We start from the raw sequence: 19,863 nt of genomic DNA on the forward strand, positions 1-19,863 counted from the left end.
TCCCCCTTCACAACCCCCGCTTTCCGCTGTAGTTTAAGCAACACGCTTTTTATGCTCGCCTTGCACGGCTGAGATCGGGAATGGCTCATGGACAGATTTGACGAGCTGCAGGTGTTTGTTGCGGTGATTCAGCAGGGCAGCCTGGCTGGCGCGGCGCGCGTATTGCAGCGTTCGCCGCCGGTCATTACCCGCACGCTGAATGCGCTGGAAGCACGTTTCGGCACCACCCTGATTGAACGCACCACCCGTCAGCTGGCTCCCACCGAGAGCGGCTGGCAGCTATTTGAGCAGGCACAGCGCTTGCTTAACGATTACCAGAGCGCGCTCGACAGCGCCCACCACAGCGGACTGCACGGCCTGCTGCGCATCACCGCCCCGGTGATGTGTGGCCGTCGCCACGTGATGCCGCTGGTCAATGCCTTTCTGCAACAGCATCCGGAAATGCAAATCGAACTGATTCTTAGCGACAGCTATCAGGACCTGATTGAAAACGGGCTGGATATTGCAGTGCGCATTGGCGAGCTGCAGGATTCGTCGATGGTGGCGCGCAACGTCGGCAGCGTACGCTCGATGCTGGTCGCCAGCCCGGACTACCTTCGCCATGCCGGAATCCCGGCCCATCCGGCTGAGCTCAGCATGCATGCGCTGGTGGCAGGCGTGCGCCATACCCGTGAGTGGCGCTTCGCGCACGACCTGCGTGTGCGCATCACCCCACGCCTGCGCGTCAATGATATCGCCAGCCAGCTGGATGCATTGCGCAGTGGCCAGGGCATTGGCCGTCTGTTGTCTTATCAGGTGATAGATGAACTGCAGGCTGGCACGCTGATCCGCCTGCTGAGCGAGTGGGAGCCGGCACCGCTGCCGGTGCATCTGGTGGCGCAGCGGGTGAAAAACATGGCGCCCAAGGTACGCTGTTTCTGGGATTTCGCGCTCACGGCACTGCCGCCGCGACTGCAGGCGGCCGCTGAATTTCCCGCGCCCGCCCGCAATTCCTGATCGCTGTCACTGGTAAAAATTTCTGGCAGTTTTATGCTGCTGACATCACAACAACTCATCAGGAGAGGCCATGATGAAACTCTATTGTAAGCCCGGTGCCTGTTCGCTCTCGCCGCATATCGTTGCGCGCGAATGCGGGCTGGATTTTACGCAGGTCAATGTCGATCTGCAGAAGAAAGTCACCGAGCGCGGAGAAGATTACTGGCAGATAAACCCCAAAGGACAGGTTCCCGCGCTGCAGTTTGATGACGGCAGCATACTGACGGAAGGCGTGGCGATTGTGCAGTATCTGGCGGATCTCAAGCCGGATCGCAACCTGCTGGCACCGACCGGCAGCCTGACGCGCTATCACACGCTGGAATGGCTGAGCTACATCAGCAGCGAATTGCACAAAACCTTTTCCCCGCTGTTCCGTCCGGATACGCCGGAAGAGTACAAAGCCATAGTGCGTGCACAGCTGGAGCAGAAATTTCAGCGCGTTAACGACGCGCTGCAGGATAAACAGTGGCTGATGGGGTTACGCTTCACCGTCGCCGATGTCTATCTGTTTGTGGTTACGCGCTGGGCAAAAGCCATCAAACTGAATCCCGAAGGTTTGAGCGCGCTGGAGGCATGGTTTGCGCGGGTGGCCGCGCGGCCGGCGGTTCAGGCCGCACTGAAGGCTGAAGGTCTGGTCTGACGCCACAGGCCGGCGTGCTGGCTGGCCTGTTGATTAGCAGCGATTATAGCTGTTCTGCCGCAAAGTGCTGCGTGGGTTGCGCAATCGCATCCTGCGCCGCCACCAGTTGCAGTTCATACTCGCCCATCTCGTGGGTTTTCAGCATCACTTCATATACTGCCGCCGTGACATGTTCCAGCGCATCCTGCAGCGATTTGCCGTGCAGCAGGTCAACCAGCAACAGGCCACTGGTCAGATCGCCAACCCCCACCGGCTGACGCACACCAAAATCCACCAGCGGACGGCTGATGTGCCAGCACTGATCGGCGGTGACCAGCAGCATTTCAAAGCGATCGCTACGGCGTCCGGCGCGCGCCAGATGTTTCACCAGCACCACGCGCGGCCCCTGCGCAATCAATGCGCGAGCGGCAACCACCGCCTGTTCCACGTTAGCGACCGTCTGGCCACTGAGCATCTCCAGCTCCAGCAGGTTCGGCGCGATAAGATCGCTGGCCGGCATCGCCTGCTTGCAGTGAAACTCCGCTACGCCGGGCGCAACGATGCAGCCTTTTTCCGGATGGCCCATCACCGGGTCACAGAAATACCAGGCGTCAGGATTCGCCGCCTTCACCATACGCACGATTTCCAGGATCTGTTCGCCCTGCTCCGCCGAGCCGAGATAGCCGCTCAGCACCGCATCGCAGGTTTTCAGACGATCGATGGCGGCGATCCCGCTGACGATATCGGTCAGATGGGTGGCGGGCATGACGGTGCCGGTCCAGTGACCATACTGGGTGTGATTGGAAAACTGCACGGTGTTTAACGGCCAGACATTGGCGCCCATGCGTCGCATCGGGAATTCAGCCGCGCTGTTACCGGCGTGGCCATAAACCACGTGAGACTGGATTGCGAGGATATTTTTCATTATTGCCCTGTACTGCTTGCCATAAAAAAGGGCCGGAGACCGGCCCTTGCACCTTACTGCCAGCTAATCAGGCAGTAGTGTTTTTTGCCGCGACGCAGCAGCGTGTAACGACCAAACAGTTTGTCGCTGTCGCTGAAACGATACTCGGCATCAGACTGTTTCTCACCGTTGACAGACACCGCGTTGGAGCCAATCATGGTGCGCGCCTGGCCGCGTGACGGCACCAGTTCCGCCGCCACCAGCGCCTGTTGCAGATCGTCGTCCGCATTCAGGCTAATGGTCGGCATACCATCCTGTGCCAGCTGCTCAAAGTCCGCTTCGGTCATGTCGCTCAGACTGCCGGAGAACAGACTGTCGGTGATGCGCTTCGCCGCGCTCAGACCGCTTTCGCCGTGCACCAGACGCGTCACCTGCTCTGCCAGCACATACTGCGCGCGCGGCGCTTTGCCACTGGTTTTGTCTTCTTCTTCCAGCGCATTGATCTCCTCAATGCTCATGAAGGTGAAGAACTTCAGGAAACGATAGACGTCCGCGTCGGCGGTGTTGATCCAGAACTGGTAGAACTTGTACGGACTGGTTTTCTTCGCATCCAGCCATACCGCGCCACCTTCGGTTTTACCAAATTTGGTGCCGTCCGACTTGGTGATCAGCGGCACAGTCAGTCCCCACGCCTGCTGCTGATGCAGACGACGCGTCAGATCGATGCCGGAGGTGATGTTACCCCACTGGTCGGAGCCGCCAATCTGCAGCACCACGTCGTAGCGCTTGTTCAGTTCGGCAAAGTCGTAACCCTGCAGCAGGTTGTAGGAAAACTCGGTGTAGGAGATGCCCTGATCTTCACGGTTCAGGCGCATTTTCACCGCTTCACGGTTGATCATCTGGTTGACCGAGAAGTGCTTACCGATATCGCGCAGGAAGGTCAGCACGTTCATGCCGCCAAACCAGTCATAGTTGTTGGCCGCGATGGCGCTGTTGTCGCCGCAGTCAAAATCGAGGAAAGGCGCAACCTGTTTGCGGATCTTCTCTACCCACTCGTTAACGGTTTCCGTGGTATTGAGTTTACGTTCGGCCGCTTTAAAGCTGGGATCGCCGATCAGGCCGGTGGCACCGCCGACCAGGGCCACCGGCTTGTGGCCGGCATCCTGGAAACGTTTCAGGCACAGCAGCGGCACCAGATGGCCCAAGTGCAAGCTATCAGCGGTGGGATCAAAGCCGCAATAGAGTGCAATTGGCCCTTGCGCCAGCCGCTCTGCTAACGCTTCCTCGTCCGTTACCTGGGCTACTAAGCCTCTCTCTTGCAATTGTTGTATCAGGTTACTGCTGGTCATCACTGACTCCAAATTGATCAGACTGCACCTATGCTGGTACACAGCTGTCCGCTGACGAGCGGATACGAAAAAATGAGGGCTATAGCATAAAGCGCTGACGAGCCGTGCGCCAGCGCTGAAAGGGGATAAAACGCAGTTTTACGGTGCTAAACGGTCAATTGTCCAGCCGCTGCCATCACGCTGATAAAGGAAGCGGTCATGCAGGCGATGTTCGCCGCCCTGCCAGAACTCCATGGTGTGGAATCTGACGCGGAATCCGCCCCAGAAACTCGGCAGCGGCACTTCCCCCTGCTGAAACTTCTGCTTGAGCTCAAGGAATTTGCCCTCGAGCACGCCGCGCGCGGAAATCCGGCTCGACTGTTTTGATACCCAGGCGCCAATCTGGCTGTCGCGCGGACGGCTGTGGAAGTACTTCAGCACTTCCAGCGGCGACAGTTTCTCCACTTCGCCCAGCACCATCACCTGACGCTCAAGGAAGTGCCAGGGGAAATGCAGGGAAATGCGCGGATTGTCCGCCAGCTGCAGCGCTTTACGGCTGCCGAGGTTGGTGTAAAACACCATGCCCTGCTCATCGTAGTGCTTGAGCAGCACGATGCGCTGATAGGGCTGGCCGCTGCTGTCCACCGTCGCCACCGTCATGGCGGTGGGATCGGGTAGCTGCGCGGCGCACGCCTGCTGCAGCCACTGCTCAAACAGCGCCAGAGGAGTATCTGGCAAATCTTTGCGCCGCAGCCCGCCGCGCGTGTACTCCCGACGCAGGTGGGCAATGTGTTGCAAGCTGTCACTGTCGCTCATGCTGGTATCCCGGTTCTCTCTTACTGTGCGGAGGCATCCGCGTTCTGCAGTTCACAATCATTAATCACGATTTTATCGTTGCGTTCAACAAAGGCGCCATTGCCTTTTGACCAGAAAACGTAGGTCCCATCGCTGTAGCGCGCGCCGGAGGCAGATACCGTCTGGGTCAGCGTGAGTGGTTTGCCGTCCAGAATAAAGCTTACCTGCTGATTCGCGTTGTCCAGAGTGACCGTCAGCGGCAGCGTGCCGCACTGGTAATGTAACGTCTCTGGCGCGGGTGCGGGTTTATGCCAGATACCACAGCCACTGAGTAAGGTCAGGGTGCCGGCCAGCACGATCATCTTCTTCATGTTTGCTCCTTAACGTATTGCGTGGGAATTGGCGGGATAGATGGCGCCCAGCACGCTCATTTCGCGCGCGCCGGTCACCGCCGGCAGATTGCCCGGCAGCCCGGACAGGGTGCGGAACGCCAGCCAGGCAAAGGCCAGCGCCTCCATATCATCACCGCTGATACCGGCCTGATCGGTGGTGCCCACCTCAGTGCCGGACAGATGCGCGGCCAGCCGCGCCATCAGCAGCGGATTGCGACTGCCGCCGCCGCACACCAGCAGACGATCGCAGCCATCGTTGAGCTGAACCTGATGGGCAATGGTCAGCGCGGTCAGCTCGCACAGCGTTGCCTGCACATCCTGCGGGGCCAGCGCCGGGAAGCGCTGCAGCTGCTGTTCTACCCAGCCCAGGTTAAAGTATTCCCGACCGGTGCTTTTGGGTGGCGGCAGCGCAAACCACGGATCGCCGAGCATCTGCTCCAGCAGCGCGGGCACGACCTGGCCACTGCGCGCCCAGCCGGCATCTTTATCAAACGGCAGGCCTTTGTGGCGCCAGATCCACGCATCGATCAGCATATTGCCTGGCCCGGTATCAAAGCCGCGCACCGGCTGACCGGGGATCAGCAGCGACAGATTGGCGATGCCGCCAATATTCAGCACCATGCGCCGTTCAACGCTGTCCATCAGCAACGCCTGGTGAAAAGCCGGTACCAGCGGTGCGCCCTGGCCGCCCAGCGCCATGTCACGGCGGCGAAAATCGCCCACCACCGTGACGCCGGTCGCAGCAGCAATCTGGTTATTGTCGCCAATTTGCAGCGTATTCGGTGCCGCCGACTGCGGTTCGTGCCACACCGTCTGGCCGTGGCAGCCAATTGCCATGATATCGCTGGCCTCCAGCGCCTGCTGCTGCATCAGCGTCAGTACGGCTTCCGCAAACAGCTGGCCGAGCCGGGTATCAAGCTGACCGAGCTGCGACAGCGTCAGCGTCTGTCCCTGACAAATTTCCAGCACCTGCTGACGCAGCGCCAGCGGGATGGGATGGCAGTAGCTGGCCTGTTGCGCCACCATATGCTGGTCGATCGCGGCCAGCACGACGTCTACGCCGTCCAGGCTGGTGCCGGACATCACGCCGATATAGCGTCCTGATTTCATAGCGCTTCCTTACCCGTTTGCGGGCCTGCAATGCATCTGTGTTTAGCCTGGCAAATTACCGGGGCTAATTCTATGATAAATTTCCGCTTTTCAACTGCGCTGCGACACGCATTCCGGCAGCAAACTATTTTCATCCGGCAATTGAATTTTTGTTGATGGGCGGTGGTCTATGCTTCGGCCCAGCCGCATATTGTTCGGACATCGCGTCAATTGACCATTTTCTGACTTATACTGTTGCAGTACAGGACGAGAATATGGCGTTTTTTTGCATTAAGGAGCTTTCTCATGATTAAGCGTTTCGTAGCCGTAGCCCTGGCGGGTATCACGCTGGCTGGCTGTGTTAATAACGATACCCTTTCCGGCGATGTTTACAGCGCCAGCGAAGCCAAGCAGGTTCAAAGCGTCTCATACGGTACGCTGGTATCCGTGCGTCCGGTAAAAATTCAGGGCGGCGATGACAGTAATGTGATCGGTGCCATTGGCGGTGCGGTGCTGGGTGGTTTCCTCGGTAACACCATCGGGGGCGGCGCGGGGCGCAGTCTGGCAACAGCCGGCGGTGCGGTACTGGGCGGCGTAGCCGGTCAGGGCGTGCAGGGTGCGCTCAACAAATCTGACGGCGTAGAGCTGGAGATCCGTAAGGATGACGGCAATACCATTATGGTGGTGCAGAAGCAGTCCGCCAGCCGTTACTCGGTCGGCCAGCGCGTGGTGATGGCCTCCAACGGAAGCCAGGTCACCGTCTCTCCGCGCTAAGCGCACAGATAAAAAAAACCGACGCCAGTGCGTCGGTTTTTTTATTTCTCGCGGTTCTGCAACTCGAGAATGTTTTTTTCCAGCCGGGCAATCAGCGTCACCATCTGATTGATCTCTTCCAGGCTGATGCCGGAGAGGATGTCGTCACGCGTCGCGTCTATCACGTTTTCAACCTGCTCAATGATCGGCTCAGCCTGACGGGTCAGCTTAATGCGCTTGGCGCGGCGATCGTTAGCGCAGGTGGCGCGGGTGATGAGCCCCTTCTCTTCCAGCTGATCCAGCGTACGCACCAGCGACGGCTGCTCAATACCGATGGCTTTCGCCAGCTGAATCTGCGACTGCTCTGGCGGGAGTTGATGAATATTGTGCAACGTCACCCAGTGGGTTTGTGTCAACTCAAGCGGCTTCAGACGCTGGTCGATCAACGCGCGCCAGATGCGCACCAGGCGAGACAGATCTGTTCCAAGCGGCGTATCCATTTCATCTCCTTATAATTAGCTTGCTAGCTATCAAGCCAGATTTTACACTATTCTGCGAGTTTACAGGACAAATTACAAATCCCGGGCCAGACGGCACGCCCGCTGTCTACACTTGATTTAACCGTGCCCGGGTAAAAAGGATGATGCCACGTGTCAATCTTTGCGCTCACCGCGACGGCGCCGCTGACCGATCTGGTATTCGGTGCCTCACTGTTCTTCCCGCCGCTGTTCAAAGCGGTGCTGCTGGGCTTCTTTTTCTGGCTGCTGATTCATCCGCTGCTGCGCGGCTGGATCTACTCCGGCGATGTCTGGCACCCCACCTTAATGGATCTCTCACTGTTTGTTCTGTGCGTGAGCGGCGCACTGTGGATACTGAGCCTCGGATAAATCACCATGAAATTCAACCCCTTTAAGTACTTTTCTACCCTTGTGGTGTTTGCCCTGGCGCTGCTCGCAGGCTGGTGGATGTGGAACTACTACATGCAGGCCCCGTGGACGCGCGATGGCAAAGTGCGCGCTGAACTGGTGGACGTGACGCCCGAGGTTTCCGGCCGCATCAGCACGCTGGCCGTGCGCGACAATCAGTTCGTGCATAAAGGCGAGGTGCTGCTGACGCTGGATCCGGTGCCGTGGCAGATTGCGCTGGCCAATGCGCAGGCCCAGCTGGCGAAGGCGCAGGCCGACCTCGCCAAAGCGCAGCATGAGGCGGATCGCCGTGCCAGCCTGCCGCGTAACGTGATCTCCGCTGAAGATATGGACGCGGCGCGCCTCAACGCGAATGCGGCGGCCGCCACAGCGAAAGCCGCACAGGCGATGCTCGATCAGGCGCGCTGGAACCTGCAGCAAACCACGGTGACGGCCCCGACCGACGGCTGGGTCAGTAACCTGACGCTGCGTGCCGGCAATTACGCGACCGCCGGTACGCCACTGTTCGCGCTGGTCGACAGCCACTCTTACTATGTGATGGGCTATTTCGAAGAGACCAAACTGCGCCATATCCAGCCCGGCGCGGCGGCGCAAATCGTGCTGTATAGCAACGGCGCACGACTGCAGGGCCAGGTGGAGAGCATCGGACGTGCCATTTACGATCAAAGCATCGCCAGCGACGGCGGTCTGGTGCCCGATATCAAACCCAACGTGCCGTGGGTCAGGCTGGCGCAGCGCGTCCCGGTGCGTATCCGGCTAAACGCGGTACCGGATAATGTGCCGCTGGTGGCCGGTACCACCTGCACCATCTCTGTCGCGCACTGAGGCCGGCATGAATCTGCAGTGGCTGGCCTGGCACAATCTGCCGTGGATAAAGGCAACCGGCGGCGAGTGGCGCTATGCGTTGCGTAACGCTATCGCGATGTGTCTGGCGCTCACTCTGGCGTATGCGCTGCAGCTGGATCAGCCTTACTGGGCCATGACGTCCGCCGCGGTGGTGAGTTTCCCCACCGTCGGCGGTGCCATCAGCAAAAGCCTGGGCCGCATCGTCGGCAGCCTGCTCGGTGCCAGCGCCGCGCTGCTGATTGCCGGCCATACGCTCAACGAACCGTGGCTGTTTGCCTTTTTCATGGCCGGCTGGCTGGCGCTCTGCACCTGGGTCGCCAGCCATTTTCAAAACAATGTGGCCTACGCCTTTTCACTGGCCGGTTACACCGCCGCGATTATCGCCTTCAGCAGCGTCAACGTTAGCGACGTCAGCCAGCTGTGGGACATCACCCAGGCGCGCGTGTGCGAAGTGATCGTCGGGATTCTCTGTGCCGGGCTGATGATGATGATCCTGCCCAGCACTTCGGACGGCAGCGCACTGATGCTATCGCTGCGCCAGATGCACACCCGCCTGCTTGACCACGCGGTGCTGCTGTTGCAGCAGAGCAGCACGGAAAATGTGCGCACCGCCCACGAAACGGTGATCAGCCAGATCCTTACCATGAATTTGCTGCGCATTCAGGCCTTCTGGAGCCACTATCGCTTCCGCCGGCAAAATAACGTGCTTAACTACGTGCTGCATCAGCAGCTGCGCCTGACCAGCGTGCTCTCCAGCCTGCGGCGCATGCTGCTTAACTGGCCCGACGCGCCGCCGGCGCTGTACAGCGCAATGCAACAGCTGCTGCACGAACTGGCGCAGCCGCAGTGTGATAAATACCGGCTGGCGCAGATTCTGCGCAGCATCACGCCGGACGTGCACGGTGATTTCCGCCAGCGTGCTTTTGTCCAGCGGCTGCGCTACTTCTGCTGGGTGTGGCTGAATGTGGAGCGCTGGATTCGCCTGATTGAGCGCGCCGAGGCTGACACCCGTTTCCAGCCACCGTACGCGCCGGCACTGGCACGTGCCAGCGACAGTGCCGAAGCTGGCTGGAGTGCGCTGCGCACGTTTAGCGTGATCATGCTGGGCTGCGCGTTCTGGATCGGGACCCAGTGGGACGCTGGCGCCGCCGCGCTGACGCTTACCGCTATTGCCTGCGTGCTTTACTCGTCATCGCCTTCGCCCGGCGGCAGCGTGTCGCTGCTGCTGAAAACGCTGCTGTGGCTGTCGCTGTTCAGCTTTGTGCTGCAGTTTGGTCTGATGGTACAAATCAGCGCGCTGTGGCAGTTTTTGCTGCTGCTGTTCCCGCTGCTGCTGACGCTGCAACTGTTTAAGCTGCAGCAGAAGAAACGCGCCGCGCTCTGGGGCCAGTTTATTGTGTTTATGGGATCGTTTATCGCGGTAAGTAATCCGCCAGACTGGGATTTCCAGAGCTTCCTTAACGATAACCTGGCAAAAGTGTGTGGCGTCCTGCTGGCGTGGCTGGCGTTTCAGGTGTTACAGCCGGGTTCTGATGCGCGCCGCAGCCGGCGCCATATCCGGGCGCTGCGCCACGCTTTTCTCGATCAGCTACGTCGCCAGCCGCGCCTGAGTGAAAGCCGGTTTGAATCGCAGATTTATCATCACATCAGCCAGCTGAGCCACAGCCGTGATGAGCAGGCGCGCCTGTGGCTGCTGCGCTGGGGCGTGGTGCTGCTGAACTGTTCGCACATTGTCTGGCAGCTGCGCGCCTGGCAACCCCGCTCACCGGCGCTGGCGCAGCTGCGCGACAGCAGTCTGCAGGACTTGCAGCGTATTATGAGTTTGCGCGGTGTGCGTCACGACTCGCTGCAGACCGCGCTGGATACGCTGCAGCAGGCCATTGATCAGCTTCAGGGGCAGCCGGAGAGCGACGCGAATACCCTGGCGGGTATGTTGTGGCGCCTGCGCTGTTCGCTGGCGCAGCTGCGTCAGGCGGTGCCGGATTGATCATTCACAGTATTGGGTAAACTGACGATCAAAGTCATCGTGCAACTGCTGCAGGGTCTTCTGCCCTTCAAAGCGGGTTTTATCCTGCTCGGACATCGGTTCGATCACCAGCGCTTTCTCATCCGACGAGTAGATAAAGCGCCGTGCCAGCGTGCTGCCGGTAAAACTGGTGCCCTGAATGCCGCCGCACACCACGGTGATGCTGTGACGGCGGATTTCGGTATGGGTGAAATTGGTTTCGGTGGCGCTGCGCAGGACGTTCTGACAGCCTTTGGCTTGCAGCCGCTGCAGGGTATGCTGCGTCAGCCATTCGCGGCCGCGGGCAATATTTTCACAACTGGCGCGCAGCGGATTGGTATCTATATCACGCTGCAGCTGACGGCTGGCCTCCAGTCGCAGCTGGGTATCATTCGGGCGATCGCAGCCCACCAGCGCTAAACACAACAGCAAAATCCCACGCGTTTTCATGCCTGCCCCTGAGCGGTTCCGTTCCTGAATCAACATCATAGGATGGAATGTTGCCGCTGAGTAGCAGGAAAATGGGTCAGAATTTTTCTGCGCGGCGGCGGCGGGTCAGGCCCGTCGCCGCTCGGTAGTCAGATCACGCCGCAGGCCAGACGTGCCCCGCCACCGCCAAGCGGTTGCGGATGGTCTGCATGGTTATCGCCGCCGACATGCACCATCAATGCTTTGCCTTTGATCTCGCTCAGCGATTTCAGACGGGGCGCCACCACGGGATAGCTGGCTTTGCCGTCGTCGGTGACATACAGCGCGGGCAAATCGCCGAGGTGACCGTCAGCGTACGGACCGAGGTGCTTGCCGCTGTTGTGCGGGTCGAGGTGACCGCCCGCCGCGCCGGCCGCCACGGTTTTGCCGGCGGATTCGCCGGGCTCACAGCTGCCTTTGGCGTGGACGTGGAAGCCGTGAATGCCGGGTTTCAGCCCGCTCAGCGCCGGCGCGAACTGCAGACCATACGGGGTTTCGCTGATGGTCACCTTACCGATCGACTCACCGATACCCTGCGCCGTCACCTGATGCAGCGTCACGTCTTCTGACGCCGCGTGTGCACCGGCAGCACACGCCAGCGTCAGCACGGCCATAATGGTTTTTTTCATAACGTCTCCTTACGGTTCAGATTCCCTCTAAGCCTGGACCGCTTTTGCCCAGGCTGCCGTAGTTTGACGCAGATTTACGCTTCAGGGCACATCGTAGCCGAGTGCCGCCTTGCGAATACGGAACCACTGCTGACGATCCAGCGTCAGTTCACAGGCTTTCACTGCGTCGCTGACGCGCGCGGTTTTACTGGAACCGATAATCGGCAGCGGACGACTGGGCAGCTTCATTACCCAGGCATAGACCACCTGCTCGATATTGCTGGCACCGATCTCCTGACGCACCTGTTCCAGCTCATCGCGCAGCGGCTGGTAGTGCGGATCGTTAAACAGGCGGCCGCCACCGAGGCACGACCACGCCATTGGGCGCATACGCGTCTGCTGACACTGGTCGAGCGTGCCGTCGAGCAGCGCCGACTGCTCCAGCGTTGAGATTTCCAGCTGATTGGTGACCAGGCTAAACGGCAGACGGGATTGCAGCAGCGTGAACTGCGCAGCGGTAAAGTTGGAGACGCCAAAATAACGCACCTTGCCACTCTGATGCAGCTGCAGGAAGGCGTCGGCGATTTCATCCGCATCCATTAACGGATCCGGACGGTGAATCAACAGCAGATCGAGATAATCGGTGGCAAAGTGGCGCAGGGAATTTTCCGCACTGTGCAGGATGTGGCTGGCTTCGGTGATGTAGTGACCGATTTTATGTTCCGGTTTCGCGCGGGTGGCAATGCCGCACTTGGTGACGATTTGCAGTTGCTGACGCAGCTGCGGTGCCAGGCGCAGCGCTTCGCCGAACGCGGCTTCACAGCGATAGTCGCCATAGATGTCGGCGTGGTCAACGGTGGTGATGCCCAATGCCAGATGATGCTCAATGAACTGCACCAGTTGCTGTGGCGTCATGCCCCACTCCATCAGCCGCCAGTAACCGGCGATCAGCGGCGAAAAAGCGGGTCCCTGCGGGGCAATAGATTGCGGTTGTAACATGGTTAAACTCCCTTCTGCGCAATAGCGAAAGCGCGAGTATAACCAAATGCGTACGCCGCGTTTTCTTAAAACAGCTCCGGTTGCTGTGGATCAGGATTTTCATCCACTTTTTGCTGACGCTGCAGGCGCAACAGGCGCTGACGACACAGGCGCAGCACCTCGCGTTTTTGCGCATCGCTGAATTTCATCCAGTTGAAGCGCTCCTCCCGGCTGCGCAGACAGCCACGGCAATAGCCGCGCGCATCGCTCTGGCAGATACCACGACAGGGGCTCGGAACCGGAAAAAACTCTAATTGCTCAGCCACATCACCTCCGCAATGAACCTATCCACTCTTATTGATAACAGCTTAGTGACATAGTGCAAGGCATAAACCGTTATTACTGGTACTGTACACGGCGACAACCACGCCAGCTTCCGTGACCGTGGCGATAGTCAGGGAATCAATCAGGTAAGGAGACGCGGTTAAGGTTTTCCTCATCTTCAATTCATACGATTGTCATATTCCGTTATTCCGATGAGTCTCCATGAAACTGATCTCTAAGTTACAGTGTCACGACAACAGTTTTAATTTACTGGCCGCGTTGTTCTTTGCTTTTGTCCTCAATGCCCTGTTTTTACTGCGCGCGTGGGAAATTATTCCCTACACCCGCGTGCATGATTATCTGTTCGCCGCCAGCATGCCGGTGGTGCTGGTCGCGGCGTTTTATCTGCTCTTTTCGCTGCTGGCCTGGCCGTGGATACGCAAACCGCTGCTGATTGTGCTTATTCTCGCCAGCGCCGCCGCCAACTACTTTATGCACAGCTTTGGTACGGTCATCGACACCAACATGATCGAAAACGTGTTTGAGTCGAATGCGCAGGAAACCGGCGCGCTGATGAGCCGCAACTATGTCATCTGGATGCTGCTGATGGGCATTCTTCCGATCGCGCTGGTGTGCAGCGTCCGCATCAGCAATCGCCAGCGCTGGTGGTGGAACCTGCTGCAGCGCCTCGCCAGTGCGCTCGGTGCCGTACTGGTGATTCTGCTGATGGCTGTGCTGTTCTACAAAGACTATGCTTCGCTAATCCGCAATAACAAAGGCCTGGTGAAGATGATCACCCCAGCCAATATTGTCAGTGGCACCGGCCATTATGTCGATCAGCGCTATCTGCAGGGCAGCCAGGCGCTGGTAAAGATTGGCGAAGATGCGAAGAAAGGTCCGCTAATCACCGCCGAGCCGAAAAAGACGCTGGTGGTGCTGGTGGTCGGTGAAACTGCGCGCGCGGAGAACTTCTCCCTCGGCGGCTATGCGCGCGACACCAACCCACAGCTGAAAAAGCAGCAGGTGATTTATTATCCCAACGCCAGCTCCTGCGGCACGGAAACCGCCATTTCGGTGCCGTGCATGTTCTCGAATATGCCGCGCGAGCACTATGACGCGAACCTCGCCCATCATCAGGAAGGCGTGCTGGATGTGCTGGCCCATGCCGGAGTCAGCGTGCTGTGGCGCGAAAACGACGGCGGCTGCAAGGGTGCCTGTGACCGCGTGCCGCATACCGATATGACGCAGTGGCAGCTGCCGCAGTACTGCCACGATGGCTTCTGCCTCGATGACGTCCTGCTGCATCGTTTTGATAACTATGTCGACAGCCTGCATAATGACGGCATCATCGTACTGCACCAGATGGGCAGCCACGGTCCGGCTTACTTTAAGCGCTATCCGGCCGCGTTCCAGCGCTTTACGCCGACCTGCGACAGCAATCAGATACAGGATTGCGATCACCAGGCGCTGGTCAACACCTACGATAACTCGCTGCTGTATACCGACGATATGCTGAGTCGCACCATCGATAAGCTGAAGGGCCTGAGCGATCGCTTTAACGTGGCGCTGGTGTACCTGTCTGACCATGGCGAATCGCTGGGCGAACACGGCATGTATCTGCACGGTGCGCCGTACCTGTTTGCGCCGTCGCAGCAGACGCACATCCCGCTGCTGCTGTGGATGTCGCCGGGCTACGCCGCGGCGTATCATATTGATCAGGCCTGTCTGCGCCAGCAGGCGACAGAGACAGCGGTGTCGCAGGATAATCTGTTCCACACGGTGCTCGGCCTGTTCAATATCCAGACGCAGCAGTATCAGCCACAGCTGGATATGATCAAATCGTGCCAGAATCGCGCCTGAGGATTGCATTAGACCGACTGGTCTAATACTCTGCCTGCCATGAATAAGACAGTGCAACGCAACGAAACCCGTGAACATCTGCTCGCCACCGGCGAGCAGGTCTGCCTGCAGCGCGGTTTCACCGGCATGGGGTTGAGCGAAATGCTGGCGCTGGCGGAAGTGCCGAAAGGCTCGTTTTATCACTACTTCCGCTCAAAAGAAGCGTTCGGTGTGGCGCTGCTGGAGCGCTATTTCGTCAACTATCAGCAGCAGGTTGAACAGCAGCTGACCCAGCCCGGCGTTACTGCACGCGAACGCTTACTGCAGCATTTTCGCTACGCGGAACGGCTGTTTATTGAGCAGGGTCACATCGTCGGCTGTCTGGGCGTTAAGCTTTCCGGCGAAGTGTGCGATCTGTCAGAGCCGATGCGCGATGCGCTGCAGCGCGGTGCTACGGCCATCACGGCGGCTTACGCACGCTGTCTGACGGAGGTCGCAGCCGAACAGCCGCTGCCCTATGGGCAAAGCCCGCAGCAGCTGGCGCAACGCTGTTATCTGCTGTGGCTGGGTGCCAGCCTGCAGAGCAAGATTTCACGTGAGCCCGGGCCGATTAGCCTGGCGCTCGACACCATCGAACAGTGGCTTAATCACCGCTGATTTTTAAAAACGGCAATTTCTAGACGACCGGTCTATTACAGGAGTCATCATGGCGAGTAAACAGCTGTTCACCCCGCTGAAAGTGGGCGCGATTACCGTACCTAACCGTGTCTTTATGGCGCCGCTGACGCGTCTGCGCAGCATTGAACCGGGCGATATTCCTACCCCGCTGATGGCGGAGTATTATCAGCAGCGCGCCAGCGCGGGTCTGATCATTACCGAAGCCACCCAGGTTTCGTTCCAGGCGAAAGGCTACGCCGGTGCGCCGGGTTTACACACCGCGGAGCAGATTGCTGCGTGGAAAATGATTAACGAAGGTATTCACGCCGCGCACGGTCACAGCGCCGTTCAGCTGTGGCACACCGGCCGCATCTCGCATAATAGCGTGCAGCCGGATGGCAAAGCGCCGGTTGCACCGTCCGCGATCGCCGCTGGCACCCGCACCTCGCTGCGCGCCGCCGACGGCAGCGTATACCGTGAAGATACCTCCATGCCGCGTGAACTGAGCGTGGCAGAAATTCAGCAGATCGTTAAAGACTTCGGTCAGGCGGCAGCCAATGCGCGCGACGCCGACTTTGATCTGCTGGAACTGCACTCTGCGCACGGCTATCTGATGCATCAGTTCCTCGCACCGGGTTCTAACCAGCGTACCGATGAATACGGCGGTTCGATTGAGAAGCGCGGCCGTTTCGCGCTGGAAGTGGTCGATGCGGCAATTGCTAACTGGTCAGCCGATCGCATCGGTATCCGTATCTCGCCAATCGGCGCCTTCCAGAATCTGGAAAACGGTCCGGATGAAGAAGAAGCGGCACTGTGGTACATCAGCGAACTGGGCAAGCGCGGCCTCGCCTACCTGCACCTGTCTGAGCCAGACTGGGCGGGCGGTAAGCCTTACACCGATGAGTTCCGCCAGAAAGTGCGTGCCGCCTTCCCGGGCGTGATTATCGGTGCCGGTGCCTACACCGTGGAAAAAGCGGACGATCTGATTGCGCGTGGCCTGATTGACGCGGTGGCCTTTGGCCGTGACTTCATCGCCAACCCGGACCTGGTAGCGCGCCTGCAGCAGGATGCACCGCTTAACCCGCAGCGCCCGGAGAGCTTCTACGGCGGCGGCGCGGAAGGTTACACCGACTACCCGACACTGTAAGTCAAACGCGGCCGCAGCGGATGTGCGGCCGCGTGCTTTCTTCAGGGCATTCCCTCGCTATACTAAGCGGGTTCCCTGATGACTTTTGAAAAGAGGATGTTATGCGTTTACTTCACACTATGTTACGCGTTGGCGATCTGCAGCGCTCCATCGATTTTTACACCCGCGTGCTGGGCATGCGCGTGCTGCGTCAGAGCGAAAACACCGAATACAAATACACCCTGGCTTTCGTGGGTTACACCGAAGAGAGCGAAGGTGCGGTCATTGAGCTGACCTACAACTGGGGCGTGGATAAATATGACCTCGGCAATGCCTACGGCCACATTGCGCTGGGCGTGGATGATGTCGCGGCGACCTGCGACCGCATCCGTCAGGCGGGCGGTAACGTCACGCGTGAAGCCGGCCCGGTAAAAGGCGGCAGCACCATCATCGCTTTCGTGGAAGATCCGGACGGCTACAAAATCGAGCTGATCGAAAACAAACACGCCGGTCACGGCCTCGGCAACTAATGCCGTTAGTCAGCCTGCTAATTTGCGGGCTGACTTCCCTCTCCTGCTGCACCCTGCGCCGATTTTTGCCATAATGCGCGCTGCCCCATTTCCTGCAATGAGATCCTGATGTCTGAATCGAACGCCTTAAACGCTCTCCATCAACGCTTCCGTGGTTTTTATCCTGTGGTGATTGACGTTGAAACCGCCGGTTTTAATGCGCAAACCGATGCGCTGCTGGAAATCGCCGCCACCACGTTAAAAATGGATGAGGATGGCTGGCTGCACCGCGATGAAACCCTGCATTTCCACGTGGAGCCGTTCGAAGGGGCGATTCTCAATCCCGAAGCGCTGGCGTTTACCGGCATCGACCCCAGCAATCCGCTGCGCGGCGCGGTGAGTGAATATGAGGCGCTGCACGCCATTTTCAAAATGGTGCGTAAAGGCACCAAAGACAGCGGCTGTAACCGGGCGATTATCGTGGCGCACAATGCCACCTTTGATCATAATTTTCTGATGGCGGCGGCAGAGCGCACCGGCATGAAGCGTAACCCGTTTCACCCGTTCGCCACCTTTGACACCGCCGCGCTGAGCGGGCTGGTGCTGGGACAAACGGTACTGGCGAAGGCCTGTAAAGCGGCGGGGATAGATTTTGACAGCACTCAGGCGCACTCGGCGCTGTACGATACCGAACAGACCGCCACGCTGTTTTGCGAACTGGTAAATCGCTGGAAACGCCTCGGCGGCTGGCCGCTGGCGGTGAGTGAAGAGCCGGCCGAAGACGATGCCTCAGCCTGAGGCCCGTCAGACCGCAGCCAAAAAAAAGGCCGACACTGCTGTCGGCCTTTTTCTTATTCTGCTTCTTTGTGCTTCTCAGCGGTCTCTTTGATCAGCGGTTGCAGTTCGCCGCGCTGGAACATCTCAACGATGATGTCACAGCCGCCGACCAGCTCGCCATCCACCCACAGCTGCGGGAAAGTTGGCCAGTTGGCGTATTTCGGTAACTCAGCGCGGATATCCGGATTTTGCAGAATGTCTACGTACGCAAAGCGCTCACCACAGGCAGACAGCGCCTGTACCGCCTGCGCAGAGAAACCGCAGCTTGGCAGTTTTGGCGAACCTTTCATGTACAGCAGGATCGGGTTTTCTGCGATCTGGCGCTGAATTTTTTCAACAGTACTCATTTTTGCCTTCCTTAATCCTTCACTTCGTGTTTGTTTATTGTAGCGACTTCGCCCCGCGACTGAAAACGGGATTTTGCCTTAGCCGGCGCATATCGCCATGTTTGTTAAGTTCGCGCGCCACGAATAACATTTTCATATCATTAATAAGCATTAATCAATTAATAATTAGCAATAATTCCGCTGGGTTAAACAGCTGAAATCGCTCATTTTTGCCCCACTTTCAGTACCGTGACAGATTAATGGAAAAAGACCTTACCTTTTGCAAAAAAAGTGGATTAGAATTGCCCCGGTGCTGATCGTCGATCAGATTTTTCTAACTTTACCGCGGTCTGGCTTTCTGCCGACGGCTTAACCTGTAACCGGACTATGCGTTTACTGATTACGCTTTTCATACTGGCTTTTGCCCAACTGTTCTTTAATGTGGCGGCGGCTTCTCCGCATGCGCCGGTTAATGCCAGTTTGCAGAAAGCGGAGAAAAAGAACGCGCGTGACGATGAGCGTCGCAAACGACGCCCGGTGAAAACCACCAGCAAAAAGTCACGCCTGACGTCGGTACAGAAGTTCAGGCTGAAAAAACAGCACAAAAGCGAAACGGTACTTCAGCACACCACCCAGCGCAAATCCTCACTTAAGCTCAGTGCGAAAAAATATGGTCATCAGCGGCTGGCGAAAAAATCGCGTGACGTTGCCGTTGATGATGAAGTGCAGCAGCTGAGCGGCATTAAAATGAGCAAAGCCCACCGCCTGCGCTATCAAAAAGCACGTGAAACCGCGATGACGAAACTGATGGGCCAGCTGGGTAAACCGTATCAGTGGGGAGGCACCTCACCGCACACCGGTTTCGACTGCAGTGGTTTAGTGTGGTACGCCTACAAAGATCTGGTGAAGTTTAAATTTCCCCGTACCGCCAATGAGATGTATCACCTGCGCGACGCCGCGCCGATCAAGCGCGAGATGCTGGAGAAAGGCGATCTGGTGTTCTTCCGCATCAACAACCGCGGCACCGCCGACCATGTCGGGGTTTATCTGGGCAATGGTAAATTCATTCAGTCTCCGCGCACCGGTAAGGATATCCAGATTAGCGCGCTGGGCGAGGATTACTGGCAGAAGCATTACGTTGGCGCACGCCGTATGATGACGCCGAAAACCGTGCGCTAAGCTCAGCGTTGCGCAACAAAAAAGCCGGTGGCTGTTCAGCAGCACCGGCTTTTTTATTAATGCAGAATGGCGGTAAAGCTAAAGGCAATAATCATCAGCAGAGCAGCGGCGGTGGTGGTCAATGCCAGTTTTAAATCGGTACTCATCACAACTCCTTAGTCACACAGTTTGCATGGTTAAATAATTTTCGCACAGTGATGGGCAAAAATCTCGTGTTATCCGCCCCGGCTTGCTAGAATCGCCGCCTTTCGTTGCGCAACAGATTTAGCGCATGCTGCATTGACAGCCTGCTGAAGGATGTTTTCCTGCCCGATTAAGCA

24 protein-coding genes are annotated in these 19,863 nt (G+C 58.3%); 12 read left to right on the plus strand and 12 right to left on the minus strand.

Annotated elements, in window-relative coordinates; all coding sequences use genetic code 11:
- Positions 1–87: 87 nt before the first annotated feature.
- Both C1N60_RS11075 and gstA read left to right on the plus strand, forming a co-directional pair.
- Positions 88–996 carry a LysR family transcriptional regulator gene (locus C1N60_RS11075; protein WP_088515849.1) on the plus strand — a complete coding sequence of 303 codons (909 nt, stop codon included), beginning with the start codon at positions 88–90 and terminating at the stop codon, positions 994–996.
- Between the two features lie 73 nt (positions 997–1,069).
- The gene (gene gstA / locus C1N60_RS11080) at positions 1,070–1,675 is read left to right on the plus strand and encodes a glutathione transferase GstA (protein WP_262258055.1); all 606 of its coding nucleotides are present in this window, start codon (positions 1,070–1,072) and stop codon (positions 1,673–1,675) included.
- A 43-nt stretch (positions 1,676–1,718) separates the two neighbouring features.
- Here the strand turns inward: gstA and pdxY are convergent, their stop codons facing one another.
- The 5 genes from pdxY to anmK form a co-directional block, all read right to left on the minus strand.
- The gene (pdxY, locus tag C1N60_RS11085; protein WP_058776274.1) at positions 1,719–2,579 is read right to left on the minus strand and encodes a pyridoxal kinase PdxY; all 861 of its coding nucleotides are present in this window, start codon (positions 2,577–2,579) and stop codon (positions 1,719–1,721) included.
- Positions 2,580–2,632: 53 nt separating this feature from the next.
- Complete coding sequence (gene tyrS, locus C1N60_RS11090) at positions 2,633–3,907, minus strand: tyrosine--tRNA ligase (RefSeq protein ID WP_058769710.1); 1,275 nt, start codon at positions 3,905–3,907, stop codon at positions 2,633–2,635.
- A gap of 138 nt (positions 3,908–4,045) precedes the next feature.
- Entirely contained in the window at positions 4,046–4,702 is a 657-nt protein-coding gene (gene pdxH / locus C1N60_RS11095) for a pyridoxamine 5'-phosphate oxidase (protein ID WP_021506201.1), read from the minus strand.
- A gap of 20 nt (positions 4,703–4,722) precedes the next feature.
- Complete coding sequence (locus C1N60_RS11100; RefSeq protein ID WP_394520848.1) at positions 4,723–5,052, minus strand: MliC family protein; 330 nt, start codon at positions 5,050–5,052, stop codon at positions 4,723–4,725.
- 9 nt (positions 5,053–5,061) lie between these two features.
- Positions 5,062–6,183: an anhydro-N-acetylmuramic acid kinase gene (anmK, locus tag C1N60_RS11105; RefSeq protein WP_394520849.1), complete on the minus strand. Its 1,122-nt coding sequence runs from the start codon at positions 6,181–6,183 to the stop codon at positions 5,062–5,064.
- A gap of 285 nt (positions 6,184–6,468) precedes the next feature.
- Here anmK and slyB point away from each other — a divergent pair, with 285 nt between their 5' ends.
- The gene (gene slyB / locus C1N60_RS11110) at positions 6,469–6,936 is read left to right on the plus strand and encodes an outer membrane lipoprotein SlyB (RefSeq protein ID WP_021506204.1); all 468 of its coding nucleotides are present in this window, start codon (positions 6,469–6,471) and stop codon (positions 6,934–6,936) included.
- Positions 6,937–6,977: 41 nt separating this feature from the next.
- Here slyB and slyA read toward each other — a convergent pair whose 3' ends face one another.
- Entirely contained in the window at positions 6,978–7,415 is a 438-nt protein-coding gene (gene slyA / locus C1N60_RS11115; RefSeq protein ID WP_010618966.1) for a transcriptional regulator SlyA, read from the minus strand.
- Positions 7,416–7,565: 150 nt separating this feature from the next.
- Between slyA and C1N60_RS11120 the strand changes: the two genes are divergently transcribed.
- The 3 genes from C1N60_RS11120 to C1N60_RS11130 are packed head-to-tail and all read left to right on the plus strand — an operon-like array spanning position 7,566 to position 10,674.
- Positions 7,566–7,802 carry a DUF1656 domain-containing protein gene (locus C1N60_RS11120; RefSeq protein ID WP_021506205.1) on the plus strand — a complete coding sequence of 79 codons (237 nt, stop codon included), beginning with the start codon at positions 7,566–7,568 and terminating at the stop codon, positions 7,800–7,802.
- 6 nt (positions 7,803–7,808) lie between these two features.
- On the plus strand, positions 7,809–8,666 hold the full coding sequence (locus C1N60_RS11125; RefSeq protein ID WP_141495501.1) for an efflux RND transporter periplasmic adaptor subunit: 858 nt from the start codon (positions 7,809–7,811) through the stop codon (positions 8,664–8,666).
- 7 nt (positions 8,667–8,673) lie between these two features.
- Entirely contained in the window at positions 8,674–10,674 is a 2,001-nt protein-coding gene (locus C1N60_RS11130; protein WP_394520850.1) for an FUSC family protein, read from the plus strand.
- Here C1N60_RS11130 and C1N60_RS11135 read toward each other — a convergent pair whose 3' ends face one another.
- From C1N60_RS11135 to C1N60_RS11150, 4 genes are all read right to left on the minus strand, one after another.
- Positions 10,675–11,142, minus strand: a complete 468-nt coding sequence (locus tag C1N60_RS11135) for a hypothetical protein (protein WP_021506208.1) — start codon at positions 11,140–11,142, stop codon at positions 10,675–10,677.
- Positions 11,143–11,270: 128 nt separating this feature from the next.
- Positions 11,271–11,789 carry a superoxide dismutase family protein gene (sodC, locus tag C1N60_RS11140; protein ID WP_058780640.1) on the minus strand — a complete coding sequence of 173 codons (519 nt, stop codon included), beginning with the start codon at positions 11,787–11,789 and terminating at the stop codon, positions 11,271–11,273.
- Positions 11,790–11,870: 81 nt separating this feature from the next.
- A complete protein-coding gene (locus tag C1N60_RS11145) occupies positions 11,871–12,767 on the minus strand; it encodes an aldo/keto reductase (protein WP_394520851.1) in 897 nt (298 codons plus the stop codon).
- Between the two features lie 65 nt (positions 12,768–12,832).
- A complete protein-coding gene (locus tag C1N60_RS11150; RefSeq protein ID WP_021506211.1) occupies positions 12,833–13,072 on the minus strand; it encodes a DUF1289 domain-containing protein in 240 nt (79 codons plus the stop codon).
- A gap of 220 nt (positions 13,073–13,292) precedes the next feature.
- Between C1N60_RS11150 and eptA the strand changes: the two genes are divergently transcribed.
- The 5 genes from eptA (at position 13,293) to rnt (ending at position 17,999) form a co-directional block, all read left to right on the plus strand.
- Positions 13,293–14,930, plus strand: a complete 1,638-nt coding sequence (gene eptA / locus C1N60_RS11155; protein ID WP_394520852.1) for a phosphoethanolamine transferase EptA — start codon at positions 13,293–13,295, stop codon at positions 14,928–14,930.
- A 39-nt stretch (positions 14,931–14,969) separates the two neighbouring features.
- Positions 14,970–15,566 (plus strand): TetR/AcrR family transcriptional regulator, encoded by a 597-nt coding sequence (locus C1N60_RS11160; RefSeq protein ID WP_031279165.1) that lies wholly within the window; start codon positions 14,970–14,972, stop codon positions 15,564–15,566.
- Between the two features lie 49 nt (positions 15,567–15,615).
- Positions 15,616–16,713, plus strand: coding sequence for an alkene reductase (locus tag C1N60_RS11165; protein WP_058776267.1), 1,098 nt, complete (start codon positions 15,616–15,618; stop codon positions 16,711–16,713).
- A gap of 101 nt (positions 16,714–16,814) precedes the next feature.
- Complete coding sequence (gene gloA, locus C1N60_RS11170) at positions 16,815–17,222, plus strand: lactoylglutathione lyase (RefSeq protein WP_021314698.1); 408 nt, start codon at positions 16,815–16,817, stop codon at positions 17,220–17,222.
- A gap of 108 nt (positions 17,223–17,330) precedes the next feature.
- A complete protein-coding gene (gene rnt / locus C1N60_RS11175; protein ID WP_021506216.1) occupies positions 17,331–17,999 on the plus strand; it encodes a ribonuclease T in 669 nt (222 codons plus the stop codon).
- A 53-nt stretch (positions 18,000–18,052) separates the two neighbouring features.
- Here the strand turns inward: rnt and C1N60_RS11180 are convergent, their stop codons facing one another.
- A complete protein-coding gene (locus C1N60_RS11180) occupies positions 18,053–18,385 on the minus strand; it encodes a Grx4 family monothiol glutaredoxin (RefSeq protein ID WP_021506217.1) in 333 nt (110 codons plus the stop codon).
- Positions 18,386–18,751: 366 nt separating this feature from the next.
- Here C1N60_RS11180 and C1N60_RS11185 point away from each other — a divergent pair, with 366 nt between their 5' ends.
- Positions 18,752–19,543, plus strand: a complete 792-nt coding sequence (locus C1N60_RS11185) for a C40 family peptidase (protein ID WP_394520853.1) — start codon at positions 18,752–18,754, stop codon at positions 19,541–19,543.
- Positions 19,544–19,599: 56 nt separating this feature from the next.
- Here the strand turns inward: C1N60_RS11185 and C1N60_RS11190 are convergent, their stop codons facing one another.
- A complete protein-coding gene (locus tag C1N60_RS11190) occupies positions 19,600–19,689 on the minus strand; it encodes a cytochrome bd-I oxidase subunit CydH (RefSeq protein ID WP_021506219.1) in 90 nt (29 codons plus the stop codon).
- Positions 19,690–19,863: the final 174 nt, after the last annotated feature.

Source organism: Pantoea sp. SGAir0184 (genome assembly GCF_043544755.1).